Origin of the sequence: Lentilactobacillus farraginis DSM 18382 = JCM 14108 (assembly GCF_000583655.1) — a bacterium.
Lineage (GTDB): Bacteria > Bacillota > Bacilli > Lactobacillales > Lactobacillaceae > Lentilactobacillus > Lentilactobacillus farraginis.
The window spans coordinates 14,616-35,647 of sequence record NZ_BAKI01000014.1; the positions used below are offsets into that span (position 1 = coordinate 14,616).

Sequence of the window (21,032 nt, forward strand, 5' to 3'; positions counted from 1 at the left end):
AAGCAACATCACGCCACATAAGGGATTAAATCAGAAAATCCAAAACCAGGATTTCTGCTCTAAGGCTGCCGAGCCGAAACGTGCTCCAAAAGACAGCTTCCGGCCATATAAGGAATTCAATCAAATATTCCAAGACCAGGAATATCCGATTGACTCCCTTATATTCTGGAAGCTAACCGTCTTTTTCCGCACTCTAACCCTCTTCCTCATACACATACTGCCTTGTCATTGGCAAGCCCGTTCCGCTTGGGGCCTTTGTTAGCAAGTATTGCATGACATCGATATTACCGGCCTCAAATGAAGCTGCGGCGCCCTGCAGATACAACGACCACATTCTGGTAAACGGCTTGCCATACTTTGCTTCGGCCTGATCAATTACCTTCGTATAGTTATCATACCAAATTTCAAGGGTCTTTTGATAATGACGACGTAACGGTTCCAGATCCGTTAATTGCAAGCCGGCATTCATAATATGGGTGAGGTTTTCCGCAACGTTTGGAATGTACCCACCCGGGAAAATGTACTTGTTTAAGAACGGATCGACACCCGCACCTTCGTGTTGACCGGTAATGCCGTGAATCAAAGCCCGGCCATCCGGTACCAATAATTTTTGAACATCTTGGAAATACAAACCAAGGTTTTCTTTACCAACATGTTCAAACATCCCGACTGAGGTCACATAGTCAAATTGATCCTTCACTTCGCGATAGTCAGTCAAAAGCACGTTGACTTTACCTTCCAAGCCGCGTTCCTTAATTTGTTTTTGCGTATAATCATACTGTTCCTGACTCAGCGTAATCCCGGTTGCCTTCAAGTCAAATTCTTCGGCTGCCATCAGAATCAAAGTACCCCAGCCACTGCCAATATCCAACAAGCGGTTACCGGCAACCGGCTTAAGCTTATGCAGAATATGACGAACCTTATTTAATTGGGCCTGTTCCAACGTGTCGTCGTCATGTTCAAAATAAGCACATGAGTAGGTCATCGTTTTATCCAGCCACAGCCGGTAAAAGTCATTTCCAATGTCATAATGGCTTTGAACGTCCTTTTTACTTTCCTTTTCCGAGTGGGAAATCTTTGGCAGGTGCTTTAAGAAGGGATTATTTGTTAAAAAGCTGCCGCCCTTACGATAAGCAGCGGCAATTAATTCCTGGATACTTCCGGTAATTTCAATATCACCGTTCATGTAAGCTTCACCTAATACCAAAGTTGGTTGAGAAGTCATTTCCTTTAAGGGAATTTCTTTCTTGATTTCAATTTTAACCTGTGGATTGTCACCGCCATAATTTTCGGTTTTACCATTCCAATAAGTAACAGAAACCGGAATATCAAACGCATGACTCAGCAATTCCTTATAAACCGTTTTTTCTAGCATTAGAACCCTCCAACAATTTTCTAAAAATAAATATAATAACAGTTTAACGCTTTTACCCTGGTAAAAATCAAGTGTAAATTTCAAAAAAATTGAAAAAAGTTTTCAAAATAATGAATTTACTACTCTCGAATCAGTCCCTCGGCTTTTAAAAACGCGTCAATTTGTTTGGGGCTGTTGGCTGTTAAACCGGCCAACAATTCAGTATCACCCTGCAGCAGCTTCTCCAATACCGGGACACTCTCTTCGACCTTTGAAGACACACTGGTCATAAAGGGAATGACTTCCTGGCCGGTAAATCTTACCGACTTGAAGAAAGTATGAAAAAGCATTGGCGGCTGAGCCCACCATGCCGGATAACCGATAAAGACAACGTTATACGCTGCCAGATCGATCTTCTGGTTAGCCAACGCCGGCAATTCATGTTGATCCAGCTGCTTCTTGGCAACTGCTGTCAATGCCGAATAATCGCTTGGATACGGCACTTCAGGATTTAATTTGATAACATCCGCACCGGTTTTGCGGGCAATTTCTTCCGCTGCCCGCTTGGTATTACCCGATACTGAAAAATAAATGACCAAAACATCCGTTTTATTTGTCATTTTTAAGCCACCTTAGTTATTTTATAAATTAGTTAATCAACATCTTCGTGATTCGTTTCTTTTGGTAATAATTTCAGCTCAGTATCATCCTTCTTAACAATCGCATAAAGAACGTGCTTCGGATCATCTGTCAGTGATCCCAAATTAATTGCCGGATTGCCATCGATTGTTTCCATCCCTTCGTACCGGTCAAAAATAGCCCGCTTTAAGGTTCGCATAATCTGGCTTTTGGACTCCGCCTTTTCTGCCGCAACAGCTAACGTATAGCCTTGGTCCAGATACATCTTCATCTGATAAACCTTCATCAGGGTTCCGTAAGTAAATTTTCGATTTTGGCCTTTGCCCTGGGCACTTTTAATATAACCCTTACGTTCCCAGTAGCGAAGCTTGGTTTGTGAAATCCCCGTTGCGTTTTCAACATCACCGATTCCAAGATGCCAATCTGTTTTTTCAAGAATCTTGGCTAATTTTCTCTGAAATTCTTTATCCACTTCTATTCCTCGTTTCACGAAATTTTTGTAATGGTTTCCAATGTTGATTTGTCAACATTCTTTTTATTAGACAATTTAATATTGTAATCATATTTCCTGACATTCAGTATATATTTTTAAATATATTTGTCAAGATAGTTGACAATCCAAATAAATAATCTTATATTAGTCAAGTATCGTTTTCAGATGGCAATTATTTTAAGAGAAAAGAAGGTAATAGATTTTGGCTAAATCGGTAGATATTAACGGGAAAGCTATAATCGCGGTATGATGATCGTATTGCTGCTGATTGGAACTTTCTGTACGGTTTTAAATCAGACAATTCTGTCAACCGCCTTTCCCACTATCATGAAAGCTTTTAGTGTTTCAACGTCAACCGTTCAGTGGCTGACGACCGGGTTCCTGCTGGTTAACGGGATTATGATTCCGATCAGTGCTTGGCTAAGCACCCGGTTCAATTCCAAACCACTTTACATTACTGCAATGGTGGTCTTCTTTATTGGAACTGTGGTTTGTTATATCGCCCCCAACTTCGGTTTTCTCCTTTCAGGCCGGTTGATTCAAGCCTTGGGTGTCGGCGTAACGATGCCGTTGCTTCAAACAATTATGTTATCAATCTTTCCGCCTGATAAACGGGGAACTGCCATGGGACTTGCCGGTATCGTTATCGGTTTGGCACCTGCCATTGGCCCAACGCTATCAGGGTGGATTATTGATAACGCTACTTGGCGGGACTTGTTCGGCATGATCCTACCACTGTTGTTAATCGTTATTTTGGGAAGTTTCTGGTTCGTTCGAAACGTTTTGCCAACCAAGAAAACCGGAATCGATTTAATTTCAGTCGTTACATCAACAATCGGATTCGGCAGCCTGCTGTACGGCTTCTCGTCCGTTGGTGATGATGGCTGGGGCAGTACAAAGGTTATTTCAACCCTGATCATCGGTGTGATCTTCATTGCCGTCTTTATCTGGCGTCAATTGACCATGGAAAAACCCTTCCTTGAATTTCGGGTTTATCGTTCCACGCCATTTTTAGTTTCCGCCATTTTAAGTTCGGTTACGATGATGGCGATGGTTGGTGTTGAAATGGTTATTCCACTGTACCTTCAGATCGTCAAAGGCATGTCTGCCTTCGAATCCGGACTGACATTGTTGGCCGGTGCCTTAATGATGGGGATTATGAGTCCAATTACCGGTCGGGCTGTTGACCGTTACGGTGCCCGCAACCTGTCGATTATCGGCATGGTGCTGTTAACTTTGGGATCAGTGCCATTTATCTTCATCACAAAGGATACCCCGACAATTTACATTGTTGTCTTCTACGCTGTTCGAATGTTTGGTATTTCCATGGCTATGATGCCGTCTACGACAGTCGGAATGAACTCACTGCCAATGAACCTGTTGAGTCACGGAACTGCCGTTAACAACACCCAACGACAAGTTGCCAGTTCAGTCGGAACAGCCATTTTGATCAGTATTTTGACCAACGTGACCAACAACGCCAAGCCGGCGCATCACTTACTGACAAGCAATCCACTTCAGTATAAAGACGATTACTTTAATGCAACATTGAACGGCTATCACGCTGCCTTTATCGTTGCGGTTGTCTTCTGTTTAATGGCCCTGGTTACCGCCTTCTTCTTGAAGAACCGGGCAACTTCAGCCGATTATACAAGTAAAAATGGGGGTGACAAATAATGATTTTAGTAACCCTTGGAATCTGTGCCATTCTCTCGTTTGTTTGCTTCGTTTACATTCAAAATAAACCGCTTAGCTGGATTTTAACCATCCTATCCGTTATTGGCATGGTTATTTCAACGGTCTTCATCGTTAAAAACGACACGGACCATTACGGAATGAAACAGGAAACTAAAACAACTTATCAACCGCTTTATTCTGTCAGCCCTTCCAAACAAATGAAAATGCTGCTTTACCAACCGATTGGAACAGCAAATAAGCACCAGGTTTACATTTATCAAAAATCTGAAAACGCAAAGAAGAAATCGCATACGACCGTTAATGACACCACTAATCACGTGATTAAAGGAAACGGTGTGCCAAGAATCGAAACGCAAACGACCCGTTGGCAATATCAAAATGGCGCTGCCAAATTCTGGTTTGGCATTGCCGGTGAAAGTGGTAAACTGGTCAAGCGGGTCAATAAGCTTTATGTCAATAAAGATTGGCTGGTTCTTTCAACCGACCAGGCAAAAGCCCTGCAAAAGAAGTTGAAAGACAAGACTTATCAGGCCCAATTAAAAGCTCAGGGAAAAGCTTTTGTCACCAAGCAAATGATGGCAGCAATGAAGCAAAACCCCAAGATGTCCAAAGCGCAGCAAGCCCAGCTTCAGAAGAAAGCTACCGCTGAATTTCAAGCGCAGGCAATGCAAAAGCTGGTTCGTTCAATCACCAAATAACCCAATATCTTTTTTAAGGAGGTTGCGACAAAAGTAATTTTGTCCAGCCTCTTTTTACGTAATCACGATTATTACCGAGCAGAAACGGGTGCCCAAAGGCAACTTCCTGCCTTTTGTCTCACGCTGCTTTTTTGTGTTCACAAAATAGCGTAAAATTGAATTAAAGATTTTATTCAATAAAAGGATGGTTACCAATCATGAAATTTATCTCGTGGAATGTTAACGGCCTGCGGGCAGTCGTTAAAAAAGACTTTGCCGCTACCTTTCAAAAGCTGGATGCTGACTTTTTCTGTATTCAGGAAACCAAAATGCAGGCCGGCCAGCTCAAATTAGAACTGCCCGGCTACCGGCAATATTTTAATTACGCTGAACGCAAAGGCTATTCCGGAACTGCGATTTTTACCAAGCATGAGCCCCTTAGCGTCCATTACGGTATTGATACGCCGGCATTCGATCATGAGGGGCGGGCCATTACGTTGGAATACCCCGATTTCTACCTGGTAACCAGCTACGTTCCCAACTCCGGTGCCCAGCTTAAACGGCTGGATTTTCGCATGGGTTGGGATCAGGCTTTTCAACAATACCTGAAGCGGCTTGATGCCAATAAACCGGTCATTTTATGTGGTGACCTCAACGTTGCCCACCATGAAATCGATCTGAAGAACCCGCAATCCAATCACCATAATGCCGGCTTTACCGATGAAGAACGGCAGTCATTTACCAAGCTATTGGATCGGGGATTTATCGATACCTTCCGCCATTTCTATCCCGATAAAGCTGGCATTTATTCTTGGTGGAGTTACCGATTCCACGCCCGTGATCGGAACGCCGGTTGGCGGATTGATTATTTCGTCGCCAGCAAGCGCTTGGCCAGTCACCTTACAGATGCCAAAATTTTAACCGATGTTCTCGGTTCCGACCATTGTCCGGTCGAACTGGTAACAGATCAATTTGCATAACCAATCCATTAAAAAAGCCACCCGTTCAATGACTCATTCACTCATCAACGGGTGGCCGTTTTTATGCTTGTTTTAGAATGGCTGTTAATTGCTCAAGAAAATAGCTTAATTCATCGTGTTTTCCAATGGTGATTCGAAGATGGCGCGGGTACCCCCAAGGCGTCCCGTCCCGCACAATCACCCCTTGTGCCATCAATTGGCGGCTTAACGTTGTCGCATCCGGCGCACTTTCGGGTAACTTGGCAAAGATAAAATTAGTTTCGGATTTGGCAACGGTAAATCCCAAAGCCGTCAGTGATTCTGCCAAATCCTGTCGGTCAGCTTGAATCCGTTTTAAAGTCCGGGCGGCCTGCTTTTGATCATACTTTAACGAAGCAATCGCCGCAACCAATGCGGAACGATTGGCATTAAAAGGTTCCGTAACGGTATCATATGCCGTGATGGCTTGCTGATTCGCTAAAAGATAGCCTAAGCGGCGCCTGCCAAACCGTAAAATTTAGAAAACGTTCGTAAAACAATTACCCGCTTATGATTAATAAACTGAAGCAAATCCGGTAACTGTTCCGGATCTGAAAAGTCGGCATAGGCTTCATCCACAACCACCCACACATTATCCGGTAAATCAGCGATAAAGGCTGCCAATCGGTTCGGATCGGTAACCGTTGCCGTCGGATTATTGGGGTTGCAAATCCAAATCAATTTGGTTCGGTCAGTAAGTCGCTCTTTGAAAGCCGACAAATCGAACTGAAAACCCGGCGTTAAGGGAATCTCGATTACTTTGGCGCCCATTAGCTTTGAGACTTCCCGGTACAGTCGGTAAGATTGTTTTGTCAACAACACTTCGTCGCCGGCATTCAAAAGCATCTTGGCAATCGTTTCAATAATGTTACCGGCACCGCTGCCCAACCCGACATTTTCAGGCTTCAGGCCAAATTGATCGGCAATTACCCGCTTGGTTTCAATAAAGTCATCTTCCGGGTACCGGTTGATATCTTCAACGCTGCGGCGAATTGCCTGCCGGGCATGGTAGTACGGCCCATAGGGGTTTTCGTTTGACCCCAGCTTAACCACCCTATCCAGGTGATAGCGGCGCCTAACCTCGTCTTCGGTCTCACCCTGAATGTATGGTGCTACCTGATTAACTTCCTTACGAAATGTTTCATCAAATTTTGTCATAATTTCACCGCCTTGATTATATTTCCGTTCTCATCATAACCCAAACGATCAAGGGAAAACATCAAAAGGCTTCGTCAACTTCTCCAATAAAAAAGGACCGAGACAAAAGTAATTTTGTCCAGTCCCCTTTGTGTAATCACGATTATTACCGAGTAGAAACGTGCGCCGGAAGGCAACTTCCTGCCACATAATCGAATTATCCAAACATTCAAGCCCAGAATATTCGGATAATTCGATTATGCTCTGGATGTTAACCGCCTTTCGTCCCACTCTCACGTATTATTTTGAAATTTCAACCGTCGTCATCACAACGGGTTCTGCCGGTTTATCAGCAGCATCACGTTTGACACCACTGATTTCTTTAGCAACTGCCATGCCATCAATAACCTGGCCAAACACTGTGTGACGAAAATCAAGCCACGGCGTCCCGCCGTTTTTATATTTCTCGATAATTTCATCAGGATAGCCCGCCTGCTTCATCTGACCAATCATACCATCATCAACATGTTCATTGGTCACAATGAAAAACTGACTGCCGTTAGTATTGGGGCCGGCATTGGCCATAGAGAGGGCACCATTGATATTAAACAGCTCCGGTGAGAACTCGTCTTCAAAATTTCCACCAAAACTGCTGTCACCACCAGCGCCAGTGCCGGTTGGATCACCGCCCTGAATCATGAAGTCGGGAATTACCCGGTGAAAAGTGACGCCATCGTAATACCCCTTTTCAGCCAGCGCGACAAAGTTCTCGACTGTCTTGGGTGCTTGTTCCGGAAATAGCTGGATGGTAATATCACCATGGTTGGTTTTGATCGTTGCTTTAGGGCCCCTGGCATTAGCCAGGTCCAATTGCGGTAAAGTCATAATTATAATCTCCTTACGAAACCGTTTTTTCTACTTCAAAAAGCGTATCACAATCCCACCGGAAAGTCAGCCCTGGTGACTGATTTAGATAACCGCCAACAACAAACCGGCTTGGATTTCCAATCCCACTGCTTTTAAATTATTACCAATATCCTTATAATAATGGATGAACACTTATTTTACGAGGGGGATTGACTGATGGTTTCAAACGCAAGTGAAAACAAAAAATTTGTACCCAACATTTCATCAGAATTAAGACAGGATATTGTTAAAAGCCCGGATGTGATTAAAAACGCCTCCGGTATTCGCTTATTTGGCAAACGAATTAAAAGTATCATTTACACAATGGATGTGGCCGTCATCGCCAATAGTAACGCTGACGCAGTCTTGGCGGTTTACCCATGGACGCCCAATACCAAGATATTAAGTGCCATCTCCACCGTTTCAAACGTGCCGATTCTGGCAGGAATCGGTGGTGGCCTGACCAAAGGACTTCGTTCAGCAACTATCGGCAGCTTTGCTGAAGAAAATGGTGCCCAAGCTGTGGTTTTAAATGCTCCAGCGAAAGTCGAAACGATTCTCAGCGTTGAACACGTCGTTGATATCCCAATTATTTATACAGTCGTTAACGACTCAGTTGACGTTAGGGAACGAATTGACGCCGGCGTAGATGCCTTTAACGTTGCCGGCGGTAAGCATACCGCCGACCTGGTTCGCTGGCTTCGACGGGAAGTGGCTGACATCAATCCCCACTTTCCAATCATTGCTTCAGGCGGCAAAACCAGTGAACAGATCCAAGAAACCATCGATGCCGGTGCTAATGCCATTACTTTCACAGCATACGGCGTCACCGAATCGACATTTCAAAAGAAAATGGAAATTTACCGTCGGGATCATCAATAAAAACGGTCGTGTGGCGAAAGGCGGTTAACTGCCAGAGCATAATCGAATTATGTAGCCGGAAATTGCTTTTCAGCACCCGTTTCCACTCAGTAATAATCATGATTAAACAAAGGGACTGGACAAAATTATTTTTGCCTCAGTCCCTTCCTAATTATAAATCTTTTTAAGGGTTGCCAAATCCGCCTTGGAAAAACTGGTTCGTCCTGATCAACCGGGAACATAATTGAATGCCGGTTTAAACTGTGATCAAGTCCCAAGACATGCCCAATCTCATGCATTGCCACTGAAAGCTGCATGCTGGATTGAGGATATTCAACATTTAAACCAGCCTTACCGCGATTTAAATCATCCCGGTTATTACCAATCCACGGGTAAATCTTAGGACCGCCCAAGCCAAGTTCAACCGAACCAGTGCCGGTTTGAACTCGTTTTTTATAAACATAGAAAGTGATCACATTTGCCTGGGAAGTTGTTCGCCCACGCAATGGCATCAACTTAACAATGCCGGTCTCATTATATTTATTTACGGCTGTCAGAAAAACCTTGCGGGCCCGCGCCGGCACGTTTTCAGCAAATCGGTAATAATATCGGTTGGACAACCTGCGGCCCTGAACAATGCTTTCAATTGGCGTTGTCCCAGAGCTGGCCTTAGTCGCCGTTGATGATTGCGTTGGTGCAGCCGCTTTGTCGATCTCAGTTTTCAGCATTGCCGGCAGATCAACGGCATTGTTCACTCGTTTACCAATCGACTTCAGTGAATCCGGCTGGACAAAAATATTAATTGTCAGCAAAATAACGATAACGACCAACGCCCGGTTAAGCCACTTCATGATTGGTTCCTCCCAAATTTAAGCCAGCGGCTGGACCATTAACCAGTGTACTTTCACCAGAACGGCTTGATTGGGACGCCCGATCAGATAAAACCGGCGTCTTTTTAACAATTGTCTGGGATATTGACGATTGCTGATACTGGTTTTGAAGCCATGAAATCGGAAAAACAATCAGCATATTCAAAACAAAGAAAATAATCAGGTACTGGGTTAGCCCGCCCACTACCGACCCGAGCAGCGCGTTACCAAGATGAAAGCCCGGAATTTTGGCAATCCCGTTCAAATAGCCGCCCAACACCAGGTAGACTGTGTGGGTCACCGCAAATAAAACAACAAACGCAACGATATCGGCGATGTAAATCCATTGAATGCTCGGCGTGACCCCAAGCTTTTTGACGAGTGCAATTGATAGGTTGGCTGCCGGCTGAAAATAGTAGATGGCAACCATAAACGACAGAATCAGTGAAACAATCCGTACCGACTGCGTGATAAAGCCAGCCCGGTAACCATTAACCAGGCCGCCAATCAGCAATGCAATAATGATAATGTCCAGGATCATTTAAACGCCCTCTCAGAAAATTGAAACCAAGTCGATCAACTACTAAAACTATCTCTAGATTTTACCATAAACCAATTCATTTCGTTATCATCGACTCAAAGTTGTTAAGAAAATATAAGCAAGGTTGGGAAAGTTTAAAGAATCCCTTGGAAAAGAATTAAGTCCCGGACAGCCGCAAAACCAAAGCGTGGGCCGAAAGGCGGTTTGACTCGGTAATAATTGTGATTAAGCAAAACAGGACCGGACAAAATTACTTTTGTCTCGGCCCCGTTCAATCAAAATTGCTGATCTGTATCTCAGCAGTTTCGGTTATCCAAGTTCACTATTCGTCTTTATTCCAAAAATCGGTTACCGCACCTTTGGAAGAACTGGAAACAATGTGGGCATATTTGCCGAGTACCCCACGGGAATATAACGGTGGAATCGTCGTTTCCTTGCGGCGCTTGGCCAATTCCTCATCGGAAACCTTCATAGTCAATTCACGGGTATCTTGATCAATGACAACCTGATCGCCGGTTCGCAAATAGGCAATCGGCCCACCATCTTGGGCTTCAGGTGCAATATGACCAACCACCATGCCATGGGTGCCACCCGAAAAACGGCCATCGGTCAACAGCGCAACCGTTTCACCCTGGCCTTTACCAACCAGGATTCCAGAGAGCGACAACATCTCCGGCATTCCGGGGCCACCCTTTGGACCAACATAGCGAACAACAACGACATCCCCATCGACTACTTTATTCGCCAAGACAGCGTCAATCGCGTCCTCTTCGTTATTAAACACTTTTGCGGTCCCTTCATGATGACGGACTTTAACGCCTGAAACTTTGGCAACCGCGCTTCGGGAGCCAGATTACCGTGAAGAATAATTAACGGCCCATCTTTTCGTTTAGGGTGATCCAACGGCATAATGACTTTTTGCCCTGCTTTAAGTGACGGGACCTCTGCCAGATTTTCTGCCAGCGTCTTACCGGTAACGGTCAGGCAGTCTCCATGCAGATAACCGTTTTCAAGTAAGTATTTCATAACTGCCGAGACACCGCCGACCTTGTATAGATCTTGGAAAACATATTTTCCACTTGGCTTCAAGTCGGCCAAATGCGGCACTTTTTTCTGAAAAGTATTAAAATCATCCAACGTTAAATCAACGTTTGCCGCGTGAGCCATTGCCAATAGATGAAGGGTGGCATTGGTTGAACCGCCCAGCGCCATCACAACCGTAATTGCATTTTCAAACGCTTCACGGGTCATGATATCTTTTGGATAAATGCCCTTCTTAAGTAAATTAACAACTGCCTTGCCCGCTTCAGCAACGTCTTGTTTCTTGACTTCCGTCGCTGCCGGGTGGGAAGCTGAACCCGGTAAACTCATTCCCAACGCCTCAATTGCCGACGCCATCGTATTGGCCGTGTACATGCCGCCACAACCACCAGGCCCGGGGCAGGCATTACATTCAATTTGGCGAACCTCTTCTGCCGGCATATCGTGATGATTCCACTTACCAACTGCTTCAAAAACCGATACCAGGTCAATATCCTTCCCGTTCAACTTTCCCGGTGCAATCGTCCCACCATAAACAAAGATGGCGGGGACTTCGGCGTTGGCAATTGCGATCATTGAACCCGGCATGTTCTTATCACAGCCGCCGATCGCAAGAAAAGCATCACAATTATGCCCCCGAATAGCTGTCTCAACAGAATCTGCAATAACGTCACGAGACGGCAGGGAAAAACGCATTCCCGGCGTGCCCATTGAAATACCATCCGACACGGTAATCGTTCCGAATTGAACCGGCCAGCCGCCGGCCTCGCTGACACTCTTTTTGGCAATTTCGCCAAAACCTCTCAAATGCATATTGCAGGGGGTGTTTTCGGCCCAAGTACTAATAACGCCGACAATCGGCTTCTTAAAGTCTTCGTCCTTCATCCCGGTTGCCCGCATTAACGCCCGGTTCGGTGACTTAACCATCCCATCATACACGTGACTTCTGATCCGCAGATCCTGATTCTGATCATCTGCCATAGAAAAACTCCTTTCAAAATTAATTAACTGGTGTCTTAGATATAATTTAACCGTATTTTAACACTCGTCTAAGACTTTTCCAGCCTAAAATTAGAATATCATAAAAATATATACTTGAAAATGACATTTTTTTATGAAAGAATACAGGTACACCCAATTTTGAAAGGAATGGTTACACATGAGAGCAGACATAGAGGCAAACGATCGTGCTTGGCAATTGAAGATAAATTAATCGAAAAATTTGAGACCGTTTATGATCCGGAAATCGGCTTAGACATTTATAATCTGGGACTCATTTACAAAATCGACTTGGATGAGAACGGCCACTGCAAAATGGTCATTACATTTACCGAAATTGCCTGCGGCTGTATCGACACGCTTCCCAAGGACCTGATCGATGCATTGACGCAACTCGACGAAATTAACAAGGTTTCAGTGGAAGTTGTCTGGTCACCTGCTTGGAAAATGACCAGAATCAGTCGACTGGGGCGCGCCATGCTTGGGATCAGTGTTCGGTAATCACTACATAGATTTCAAAAAAGCATGTCAGAAAAATAATTTTTCCGACATGCTTTTAAATGCTAAATCAGTCGCTTCAACTACTTAATAGCTTCACTAACCGCCTCATTAACGGCTTGCTTTTCATTCTTAATCAAGGCAACTCTGGTTTCAATCACCTTGGTGTCCATCTTGATTTCACGGGTTAAGCCCGGGGTTGCCAGTTTGGGTTCAAAGAAGGCTTTAAATTCGGCTAATCGGTCGGCTGTCTTGAAGATCCCGGCAATTACCGTAATGTAAGTGGTAAATTCCATATCGCCACCAACAGTATCTTCCAGCCATTGCCAGTCGTTTCGAATCCAATCCCAAGCAGCTTGTTGCCCATCGTCATTGGCTAAAACGCCACGGAACCAGGCCCGCAAGTCTTGCGGCTTGATGGTATCGGCATCTTCGAATTTATCGATCAGCCTGCCAATCAACGTCTTATCGGTGGTACTGGTTAATGCCGCGCAAATATCGGACTTGTAGCTGGCATCGGCTGTTTGGCGATAATCATTCAGCAATTGGTCAAAAAGCTCGGCACTGCCAAAGTTTTTAACTTCATTTCTCAAAACAAAGACCCGAACAGCGGCCGGCAGTGTTTCCAGCTTATCATGATTGGCAGTAAACAACTCATGAGCTGCCGTCATTGCTTTTTCGTTTTTAGCATACAATGCAGCACTTAAAACAAGCGGTCGGGTTAATTGATCGTCATTTGACTCACCAGCCTGGCTTGTCCAACCCAATCGGGCAACCTGCTTGTCACTCAATTTATCGAATAACGTCCGGAGTTGCTGCTCTTCGGTCGAATCCGGCGTTACAAATTTCTTTAATTCATTGGCAATGCGATAAAGGCCAACATTGACGATGTAAGCGTGACTGTCGGCAAATTTCGACAGCAGCGGGACCAGATCAGCGTATGATACCTGATGACCTTCTGCCAGTAAGCGCAGGTCCTGTAGAATTTGAAGTTGAGAAATTGCGTCTAATTTTGGTGCTTCAGCCAAAAGATCGGCAAGCAGTGTCTGGTCATATTTCACAATAAAGTGAGAGTTATTGCCGACGTTTAAGCGGAACGGTTCGCCGTTGACCCGTCGCAGTTCTTTGTAATTGCCAAGAACCAACTGCTTTTGATCCATAATCTTAGGCGCGTCTTCGTAATTACTGTTTAGCGGGATCTGCCACTGACGACCAACATCTTTCCCATCACCGATAAAGAACTGTTGCTGCGACAGGGTTAGCCGTTCATTAACTACGGAAGCCGTGACAACCGGATAACCAGGTTGTTCCAACCAGGAATTCATAATCTCGCCAACGTTCAAATCGGACGCAGCACCCAGTGCAGCCCACAGATCGGCACCGGTAGCATTACCATAATGATGCGCGTCAAAATACTTCTTTAGGCCGGCCCGCAACGCGTCATCACCAAGCAGCGCTCGAACCATTACCAGCATTCTGGCACCCTTGGCGTACACAATCGCACCATCAAACAAGGCGTCGATTTCTGCCGGATTGTTTACCTGAACATGAACGGATTGAACACCATCAGTGGCATCCCGTCGCAAAGCTGCCGGTGCTTCGGAAGTCTGGAAGGTTTCCCAGATATGCCAATCCGGCTCCAAAGCATCAATCGCAACGTATTCCATCATATTGGCAAAACTCTCGTTCAACCAGAGGTCGTCCCACCATTTCATGGTAACCAGGTCACCAAACCATTGGTGAGCCAGTTCGTGAGCGATAACCGTCGCAACCAGCTGTTTCATATTCAGAGCGGTGTTATCGGGATCAAGGACTAAATAGGCTTCCCGATAAGTAACCAGTCCCCAGTTTTCCATCGCGCCGGCTGAAAAGTCAGGCAGTGCCAACTGCCAGGAATGTGGCAGCGGATACGGTGTTTGATAAAAGTCTTCATAAAATTCAATTGACCGCTTGGCAATATCAAGCGCAAAATCAAGTTCATTGGCTTTGTGGGCTTTAGTCGCGAAAACGCCGACTTTAACGCCGCTCTTGGTAGTCGTCATCTTACTCTGAAGTTCACCAAAGGCAAAGGCAATCAGGTAGGTCGACATCCGAACGGTGGTGTCAAAGTAGTGAACCCCGTCCTTGACTTCTTTTTCCGGCATGTTGCTTAAAATAGTTTCACCAGGATGCTCGTCGAATTTAATTGCCAAATCAAAAGTGGCTTTGGCTTCCGGCTCGTCCACACAGGGAAAGGCTTGCCGGGCAAAATTGGTCTCAAATTGGGTGCCAATAATTTGTTTTTTAACTCCGTCCACTTCATAGTAAGACGGATAAATGCCCATCATACTGTCCGTAAGTGGTGCCGTATAGGTAATGGTTAGGGTCGTTTCCCCTGCTTGCGGTAGTTCGATTCGAATCGCGTCGTTTTCTCGATCAAGCGTAAACGAAACTGCCTGATCATCAGCTTGAACCGACTCAACTGCCAAATCTTTTTGGTGAATCGAAATTGCTTGGGTTTTAGCATCTCCTGAGATCGTCGTTGTTCCGGAAATCTGTTTGGTTTCCCGGTTAATGTCCAGGTAAATGTTGTAATGTGTTGGTTGGAATGTTTCATAAAAGCGTTTTAATTCAGTCATGTTATCCTCCCTGATTATTAGATTATGTCTATTATACGACTTTCCCAAGCCCGTTGTCTTGCGCAAAGATACATTATTTATTCAAGAAAGCGATAGCAATTTAGGAATAATATTACTATAATGAGCATAGATTAAAGATGGGGGGATTTTATTTTGCATCATAATAAAACGGGGCGGCTATCCGCCTCAAAGTACATTATTGTCGTGCTAATGACGTTATTTTTATCGGGTGGCTTGCTGTCCGCCTGCGGTAACAGTACCGATCAATCGGCCAAGGACCGTTCATCAAAGGTAACAACCGCCAGTCACTCGACGAAAACAACCAGCCGGGCCAGTATGGCAAATTCGCATCAAAAGCAGGCAGTTGTTCACGCCAAAAAGGCTGCCAAGCACCACACCAGCTCGATTTTAAAGCGACTGGTCTATTATACGGATAAAGAGTCGGCCGGGCCAACTGATAATTATTACTGGGTAAACGGTAAAGCCCACCTAACCGGCTTCAGCGATCTTAAAGCCGGCGATTACCATTTCACCAATGATGGCCAGGGGCGCTCCGCTACGGCCAGAGCCGTCTTAACTTATTCGGAATATCGTGCTTCGCAAGGTTCCCGTCAAGGCGATCCACTGGCGCCACCGGCATGGCCTGAAGATAACCCGCGAGTAGCGATCAACTTCAGTCTCACCGGCCGGACCTATCATGGTTATCTTTATAACCGCAGTCATTCCATCGCCGACAGCCTGCTTGGAAAGAAATCCTATGCTTCCGAATACAATTTCACGACGGTACCCGTCCCCAAAATGTCGGTGCTAATCAAGACGGCGGCATGCGCTATGCTGAAGAAACCGCTGAAAATTATTGGCTGAATCATCCCGGAACCAGCCAAACCATTTCGTATGAAACCACACCGATTTATAAGGGTGATGAAACCTGCCCCGCGGTTCCGTGGTTAATATAAAATCATCAGACGACGCAATCAATACCGAAATTGTTGTTATTAATTCAGTCGAGGGCATCAAAATTGATTACAATGACGGCAGCAGCAACGCTAAACCGATTTCCAATTCAAGCTCAAGGCGCCAAACCAGGCCGTCATCATCTTATGCAAGTCACCGAAATGACAACGTTACCAGAAGTACGGTCAAACAACATGTCAGCGGCTACACCAAAGATGGGCAGTGGACGGTTGCAGCCAGTGGGATGGTCTTTGTCTCCGATAGTCACAAATACTACTCACGGGTTATTAACCCCGGCAATTATCAATATATGTCCATTTCCCAGGCTAATGCCAATGGCGCTACCAGGGCGATCCGGGGAAATCAGTATGCCCAGCCTTGATTAACACAGTTATAATAATTTTCCAAAATAACGGATTAAGTTATCGTGAATTTAAAATTTCCGCAGATTTATTGATATTAATTTAGACGATTACTGTTAAAAATTGAATTCAAAATAAATCAGTTTCATTAATGTAAAAAACCATTCTCGTTAAAATTGAGAATGGCTTTTTAAATAGCTACACATAAAATATACAGTTTCTTCTTTGCCAGCCGGTATTTACTAATAAAATATTGCTACCTTACCGGAAATCACGCTGTTCAAAATTATACTGATTAGCAACTTGAAAGGTTTAAAATAGTTAGTTTGATTTTCTGATTTTGATTTCTGCGGAAATTATCAGCCACCGTGCTCATACGTACTGAAAGATGTATCAATACACATGATGTAAAAAGTTTTATCTTGAATTTTTCCAATAACGCGCCCTTTTTTGTTCATTCTAAATACCCAAAACCCATCCAAGCAATCCTTATCCCGGTTAGATTCAATAAATTCAGTACTTAACGAAAAATGTATCTCGGATTCAGCAATCTTTTCCAAACCAGTTTCTTTTGGGTATCCATAAACCGCCACCAGATCATCAGATGATAAACGCAACAAGGCGTTCAAAAAAACCGATTTAACATTCTTGTTGAAGCCCAAATTATTAAAATTATATTTTTTATCATGCGTTAAAAACGAAAAGTTAAACGTTAACTTAGATGGTGTGAAGTGACTGGGGATTCTAATTTTCGTCGTGTGGCTAGCTTGTTCTTTCTTAAAAGAAAATCTTTTTGTCAATCTATTTCAACAACTTCTTTTAAGAAGAAGTCTTTCATCTTCTTTAAAGAAATAGCCTCACTTTGCGGTGTATCTTGCCATGGCGCCTCATGATGTGTCTGATGCATTAAATCAGCTGCAGACTTATCGCCAAAAGCATCCTGAACCGCATTCACAACAATGCTTAATTTTGGATCACTTTCAATTTCACGGTAATCATTTAAATCTTTCTGAGTGATTGACCCCAAAATGTTACGGCACCCCGCATACTTCTTATGAACTTTCTCAACTGCCGGTCCATATTTCCAAGCAACAATCTTTTCGGGAAATGCTTTTTCATTATTAACTGCCAAACTAACGCCTTGAACATAATAAAGAAGCTTCATCACTTTCATTTGGGTTAGTGGTTCCGCAAAGTCATATCGCTTCAAATCAGCGTTATTATGCACTCTGAACCAATTTACAAATTTCATAACCTCTTTCATAAGCAATATTCCTCCACTCAAAATATATCACGATAAGCAGCATTCAACAATTCATTACTCGTAAAAATAAACTGTCTATCAACTGTAACCACTAACTTCTAGAAATATCCGATGGTAGTTAGAACGACAGCTACTTACAGAATCAAATTCGATCACCAGTATTTATTCGGGCCCTTAGAACCTGTTTTTAATCTTTAATAACGTTTCAATAAAAGCCTAATGAAGGCTAAAGCTACCATAATCCGACTAGTTTGTAGATAGCGTTCACAGTTGCGCCATAGGCGCCGACACTTATCTAACCAACTAAAGGATCGTTCAACCACCCATCGTTGTGGGGTTATTCGCCCATGCTTCAAATCACTTTGTTTTGCGATGATCATTTCAGCACCAATCATGTTTTGAACCAAGCCTGCAAAGTTTTCTCCGGTGTAACCACCATCAGCCATCACTCGTTTAACCAAACGAAATTGCTCTGAGTTTAAAGCCAGTAACGCCGCTGCACCGTCACGTTCAGAAACGTTGGCTGTTGTGATATGAATGCCTGCGGCCAACCATTGATATCCACGGCGAGATGGCGTTTGATGCCGGAAACTTTTTTACCACCATCATAGCCCTTGTTTTCGGCTGCTTCAGTATTCTTGACACTTTGGGCATCTAAAATGATGAATGAAGTGGGTGCCGAACGACCCATGCGTAATCGGCCTTGATCGACAATTTTTTTAAGATTAAATCTAACTGGCTATGGCCAACTTCATCAATTGGTTCTGACCAGCGACGGAAGTAACCATAAGCCGTTTGCCACTTGGGAAAGTCATGGGGTAACTGACGCCATTGAGATCCAGTACGGAGAATATAGAGAACGGCATTAAAGATCTCGTAGAGATCCACTTGGCGTGGTCGCGTGCGTTGGCGCACAGCTTCTAAGTCAGGTCGAATTAGTTCAAATTGCTGACGCGTAATGTCACTGGGATAACCAATCATCTAAAATCACCTTTTTAATAAAATTATATCAAAAGGAATTCGGTCTAACAAAGATTAAAAACAGGTTCTTAGTCTATTTTGTAAACTAATTTGCAAAATATTTACTATTGGGGAAACTATAAGGCAACTATCGTTAATTAGTATATGGTGGCATGCCATTAACAGCCTGCACTTCCAACAAACCCTCAAAATTCATTTGCTAACATAAATGATTATATCATGCAGACGAACGAACATTCTTTTAAATTTTAGTTAAGCGTATCAGTATTCGCCTATTAATTAAAGCCAAACGCTTGCTGACCAAATTTTCTAGTAACTTAACATGAAAATTATATTTTTTTAGACGCAAGAGGTAATAAGGCCAGAAAAAGGAGATTGTGTGTGGAAGAAATTTTCATATTATTTCTCCCACACGATCTCCCACACTTTGATGATTCTTTCTGCAATCTGATGAATTTTAGAAATCCTTATTTACAAACAAAAAGCCCGCATGAAGCTCATACAAGCTCACGCAGACTCATTGAAAAACGTCAAATTTTATTCCCACTCAATTGTCGAAGGCGGCTTACTCGTAACGTCATACACGATACGGTTAACCCCATCAACTTCGTTTACAATCCTGGTAGAAATCTTTTGAAGAACATCCCAAGGTAAGCGGGCAAAGTCAGCAGTCATCCCATCAACCGAGTTGACGGCTCGAATGGCAACGGTATAATCATACGTTCGCCCATCGCCCATTACGCCAACACTCTTGAAACCTGGTAAAACTGTGAAATACTGCCAAACTTTTCGCTGGAGCCCAGCTTTGGCAATTTCATCCCGTAAGATAAAGTCACTGTCACGAACAATTCGCAGCTTATCCGGCGTTACTTCACCAAGCACCCGAATGCCAAGACCCGGTCCCGGGAATGGCTGACGCCAAACCAATGATTCAGGCATTCCAAGCTTTTCACCGATTTCACGGGCTTCATCTTTGAATAACTTGTTTAAAGGTTCAATCAGCTTAAACTTCATGTCCTCTGGTAATCCGCCGACATTGTGGTGGGATTTGATGGTCTGTGCCGTGTCGGTCCCACTTTCCACTACGTCGGTATAAAGCGTTCCCTGAGCCAGAAACTCAATGCCGTTTAATTTCCGAGCTTCGTCATTGAAGACCTGGATAAACTCATTCCCAATAATCTTTCGTTTCTTTTCGGGATCGGTTACACCCTTTAACTTGGAAAGGAAGCGTTCCTGAGCATCCACCTTAATAATGTTCAGGCCAAATTTACCGACCAGGCTGTCCATAACCTGTTGGGCTTCATTCTTCCGCAATAAACCGTGATCCACGAAAATGCTTGTCAATTGCTTACCGATTGCTTTGTGCAGTAAGACGCCCACAACGGAAGAATCAACACCACCTGAAAGTCCCAAAAGTACTTTCTTGTCACCGACTGTTTCCCGAATGTGCTGAATCTGCAGGTCGATGAAGTCGTTCATTGTCCAGTTGGCCTTTGCATGGCAAACGTTAAAGGCAAAGTTTTTCAGAATTTCGTTACCAAACTGGGTATTGCGCACCTCGGCATGGAATTGGATTCCGTAAAAGTTTCGATTAACATCCTGCATTGCTGAAATCGGACAATCTTCACTGGTTGCGACATTTTCAAATCCAGAAGGTACATCGGTTACCAAATCGCCGTGACTCATCCAGACAGTCTGCTTACGAGGTGTATTTTCAAACAACACGGCGTCATTTGAAGTTACCTCGATATCGGCATGACCGTATTCGGAGTTGTCGGCTTTTTCAACCTTGCCATCGAGGGTGAAGGCCATCAGCTGCATTCCATAACAGATTCCCAAAATTGGAATCCCCAGCTTGAAGACATCCGGGTCAACCCGTAAAGCGCCCTCTTCATACACACTATTTGGACCCCCGGAGAAAATAATTCCCTTAGGGTTCATTTCTTTGATCTCATTTGCGGACAATTTATGCGATTTAAGCTCGGAATATACGCCTAAATCACGAATTCTACGGGTAATCAATTGGTTGTATTGACTCCCGAAATCCAGCACTAAGATCTTATCGAAGCTTGATAAGTCCACGTTTGCCAAATCATACACCCTTTCAAAGTTGCTACATAAATAATAAACGATTTAACCATG

At 44.1% G+C, this 21,032-nt stretch carries 15 protein-coding genes and 5 pseudogenes; 6 read left to right on the forward strand and 14 right to left on the reverse strand.

The window, feature by feature from the left end; genetic code table 11:
• Positions 1-193: 193 nt before the first annotated feature.
• The 3 genes from JCM14108_RS06595 to JCM14108_RS06605 form a co-directional block, all read right to left on the reverse strand.
• Positions 194-1,375: an SAM-dependent methyltransferase gene (locus tag JCM14108_RS06595; RefSeq protein ID WP_035179468.1), complete on the reverse strand. Its 1,182-nt coding sequence runs from the start codon at positions 1,373-1,375 to the stop codon at positions 194-196.
• Between the two features lie 119 nt (positions 1,376-1,494).
• Positions 1,495-1,974 carry a flavodoxin gene (locus tag JCM14108_RS06600; protein ID WP_035179471.1) on the reverse strand — a complete coding sequence of 160 codons (480 nt, stop codon included), beginning with the start codon at positions 1,972-1,974 and terminating at the stop codon, positions 1,495-1,497.
• Positions 1,975-2,006: 32 nt separating this feature from the next.
• A complete protein-coding gene (locus JCM14108_RS06605; RefSeq protein ID WP_035179473.1) occupies positions 2,007-2,465 on the reverse strand; it encodes a MerR family transcriptional regulator in 459 nt (152 codons plus the stop codon).
• 223 nt (positions 2,466-2,688) lie between these two features.
• On the opposite strand from JCM14108_RS06605, the pseudogene JCM14108_RS06610 reads away from it, so the two are divergent.
• From JCM14108_RS06610 to JCM14108_RS06620, 3 genes and pseudogenes are all read left to right on the forward strand, one after another.
• Positions 2,689-4,163: pseudogene (locus JCM14108_RS06610) on the forward strand (MDR family MFS transporter).
• Positions 4,163-4,882, forward strand: a complete 720-nt coding sequence (locus JCM14108_RS06615; protein WP_035179476.1) for a DUF4811 domain-containing protein — start codon at positions 4,163-4,165, stop codon at positions 4,880-4,882. The pseudogene JCM14108_RS06610 and the gene JCM14108_RS06615 overlap by 1 nt, the downstream one beginning before the upstream one ends.
• 197 nt (positions 4,883-5,079) lie before the next feature.
• Positions 5,080-5,841 (forward strand): exodeoxyribonuclease III, encoded by a 762-nt coding sequence (locus JCM14108_RS06620; protein ID WP_035179478.1) that lies wholly within the window; start codon positions 5,080-5,082, stop codon positions 5,839-5,841.
• A gap of 61 nt (positions 5,842-5,902) precedes the next feature.
• Here the strand turns inward: JCM14108_RS06620 and JCM14108_RS16210 are convergent, their stop codons facing one another.
• The 3 genes from JCM14108_RS16210 to JCM14108_RS06630 form a co-directional block, all read right to left on the reverse strand.
• A complete protein-coding gene (locus JCM14108_RS16210; RefSeq protein WP_439645797.1) occupies positions 5,903-6,337 on the reverse strand; it encodes an aminotransferase class I/II-fold pyridoxal phosphate-dependent enzyme in 435 nt (144 codons plus the stop codon).
• Complete coding sequence (locus tag JCM14108_RS16215; protein WP_439645796.1) at positions 6,310-7,017, reverse strand: pyridoxal phosphate-dependent aminotransferase; 708 nt, start codon at positions 7,015-7,017, stop codon at positions 6,310-6,312. Before JCM14108_RS16215 ends, JCM14108_RS16210 begins: the two co-directional genes overlap by 28 nt.
• A gap of 279 nt (positions 7,018-7,296) precedes the next feature.
• The gene (locus JCM14108_RS06630; protein ID WP_035179481.1) at positions 7,297-7,881 is read right to left on the reverse strand and encodes a peptidylprolyl isomerase; all 585 of its coding nucleotides are present in this window, start codon (positions 7,879-7,881) and stop codon (positions 7,297-7,299) included.
• Positions 7,882-8,079: 198 nt separating this feature from the next.
• Between JCM14108_RS06630 and JCM14108_RS06635 the strand changes: the two genes are divergently transcribed.
• Positions 8,080-8,784, forward strand: coding sequence for a beta/alpha barrel domain-containing protein (locus JCM14108_RS06635; RefSeq protein ID WP_035179482.1), 705 nt, complete (start codon positions 8,080-8,082; stop codon positions 8,782-8,784).
• 125 nt (positions 8,785-8,909) lie between these two features.
• Here JCM14108_RS06635 and JCM14108_RS06640 read toward each other — a convergent pair whose 3' ends face one another.
• The 3 genes and pseudogenes from JCM14108_RS06640 to ilvD form a co-directional block, all read right to left on the reverse strand.
• The gene (locus tag JCM14108_RS06640) at positions 8,910-9,614 is read right to left on the reverse strand and encodes a matrixin family metalloprotease (RefSeq protein WP_237745738.1); all 705 of its coding nucleotides are present in this window, start codon (positions 9,612-9,614) and stop codon (positions 8,910-8,912) included.
• Positions 9,601-10,173, reverse strand: coding sequence for a CvpA family protein (locus JCM14108_RS06645; RefSeq protein ID WP_035179484.1), 573 nt, complete (start codon positions 10,171-10,173; stop codon positions 9,601-9,603). Before JCM14108_RS06645 ends, JCM14108_RS06640 begins: the two co-directional genes overlap by 14 nt.
• A gap of 322 nt (positions 10,174-10,495) precedes the next feature.
• Positions 10,496-12,195 (reverse strand): annotated as a pseudogene (gene ilvD / locus JCM14108_RS06650) (dihydroxy-acid dehydratase).
• Positions 12,196-12,373: 178 nt separating this feature from the next.
• On the opposite strand from ilvD, the pseudogene JCM14108_RS06655 reads away from it, so the two are divergent.
• Positions 12,374-12,714 (forward strand): annotated as a pseudogene (locus JCM14108_RS06655) (metal-sulfur cluster assembly factor).
• A gap of 80 nt (positions 12,715-12,794) precedes the next feature.
• Here the strand turns inward: JCM14108_RS06655 and JCM14108_RS06660 are convergent.
• Entirely contained in the window at positions 12,795-15,329 is a 2,535-nt protein-coding gene (locus JCM14108_RS06660) for a M1 family metallopeptidase (RefSeq protein ID WP_035179487.1), read from the reverse strand.
• 417 nt (positions 15,330-15,746) lie between these two features.
• On the opposite strand from JCM14108_RS06660, the pseudogene JCM14108_RS06665 reads away from it, so the two are divergent.
• Positions 15,747-16,665, forward strand: a pseudogene (locus JCM14108_RS06665) (DNA/RNA non-specific endonuclease); the annotation flags it as partial.
• 339 nt (positions 16,666-17,004) lie between these two features.
• On the opposite strand, the gene JCM14108_RS06670 reads toward JCM14108_RS06665, so the two are convergent.
• The 4 genes and pseudogenes from JCM14108_RS06670 to guaA all read right to left on the reverse strand — a co-directional run bounded on the left by JCM14108_RS06670 (position 17,005) and on the right by guaA (position 20,981).
• A complete protein-coding gene (locus JCM14108_RS06670) occupies positions 17,005-17,445 on the reverse strand; it encodes a hypothetical protein (protein WP_035179489.1) in 441 nt (146 codons plus the stop codon).
• Entirely contained in the window at positions 17,442-17,909 is a 468-nt protein-coding gene (locus tag JCM14108_RS06675; RefSeq protein WP_035179492.1) for a Panacea domain-containing protein, read from the reverse strand. Before JCM14108_RS06675 ends, JCM14108_RS06670 begins: the two co-directional genes overlap by 4 nt.
• A gap of 194 nt (positions 17,910-18,103) precedes the next feature.
• A pseudogene (locus JCM14108_RS14315) lies at positions 18,104-18,890 on the reverse strand (IS5 family transposase).
• Between the two features lie 537 nt (positions 18,891-19,427).
• A complete protein-coding gene (gene guaA / locus JCM14108_RS06690; protein WP_035179497.1) occupies positions 19,428-20,981 on the reverse strand; it encodes a glutamine-hydrolyzing GMP synthase in 1,554 nt (517 codons plus the stop codon).
• Positions 20,982-21,032 lie beyond the last annotated feature (51 nt).

Coding starts and splice junctions, on each gene's coding strand:
- JCM14108_RS16215 (WP_439645796.1), bottom strand. CDS start 7,017: ATGACAAAATTTGATGAAACATTTCGTAAGGAAGTTAATCAGGTAGCA.
- JCM14108_RS06675 (WP_035179492.1), bottom strand. CDS start 17,909: ATGAAAGAGGTTATGAAATTTGTAAATTGGTTCAGAGTGCATAATAAC.
- JCM14108_RS06660 (WP_035179487.1), bottom strand. CDS start 15,329: ATGACTGAATTAAAACGCTTTTATGAAACATTCCAACCAACACATTAC.
- JCM14108_RS06630 (WP_035179481.1), bottom strand. CDS start 7,881: ATGACTTTACCGCAATTGGACCTGGCTAATGCCAGGGGCCCTAAAGCA.
- JCM14108_RS06620 (WP_035179478.1), top strand. CDS start 5,080: ATGAAATTTATCTCGTGGAATGTTAACGGCCTGCGGGCAGTCGTTAAA.
- JCM14108_RS06600 (WP_035179471.1), bottom strand. CDS start 1,974: ATGACAAATAAAACGGATGTTTTGGTCATTTATTTTTCAGTATCGGGT.
- JCM14108_RS06640 (WP_237745738.1), bottom strand. CDS start 9,614: ATGAAGTGGCTTAACCGGGCGTTGGTCGTTATCGTTATTTTGCTGACA.
- JCM14108_RS06615 (WP_035179476.1), top strand. CDS start 4,163: ATGATTTTAGTAACCCTTGGAATCTGTGCCATTCTCTCGTTTGTTTGC.
- JCM14108_RS06645 (WP_035179484.1), bottom strand. CDS start 10,173: ATGATCCTGGACATTATCATTATTGCATTGCTGATTGGCGGCCTGGTT.
- JCM14108_RS06635 (WP_035179482.1), top strand. CDS start 8,080: ATGGTTTCAAACGCAAGTGAAAACAAAAAATTTGTACCCAACATTTCA.
- JCM14108_RS06595 (WP_035179468.1), bottom strand. CDS start 1,375: ATGCTAGAAAAAACGGTTTATAAGGAATTGCTGAGTCATGCGTTTGAT.